Source organism: Pseudoalteromonas sp. GW168-MNA-CIBAN-0100, assembly GCF_040309225.1.
Taxonomy (GTDB): Bacteria; Pseudomonadota; Gammaproteobacteria; order Enterobacterales; family Alteromonadaceae; genus Pseudoalteromonas; species Pseudoalteromonas arctica.
Genome location: NZ_JBEOOL010000258.1, coordinates 1 through 347 on the forward strand (window position 1 = coordinate 1; position 347 = coordinate 347).

A 347-nucleotide genomic window follows, 5' to 3' on the forward strand; every position below is an offset into this window, starting at 1 on the left:
AATTACTTTTACTTTATCAGATGATGTAGGGATATTAAACCCAAACTCTGGCAGCGCTTTAACAAAAGATGATGGTGTTGCGAAGATAGAATTAACCGCAGGCACCGTAAAAGGAGCTGGAGCTGTTACTGCTAGTTATACGGTTGATGGCGAAACATATACTAGTCAGTTTGATTTCGAGTCAGCAGGGGATGCTGATATTAATGATCCAAGCTTATTTTCTTTAGCATTAGAAGGCTATTCAAAGTCAGATGGTAGTAAATCAAATAGAGTGTCTGCAAACTCAGCTATAGAGCTCAAAGCAAATCTTGAAAAAGATGGCTCTTCAGTTAATGGTGCAAGAGTTA

Annotated in this window: 1 protein-coding gene; it reads left to right on the plus strand. The window is 38.3% G+C overall.

From position 1 onward, the window contains the following. On the plus strand, nt 1-347 hold a 347-nt coding region (locus AAEY62_RS21005), incomplete at both ends, for a hypothetical protein (protein WP_350636261.1).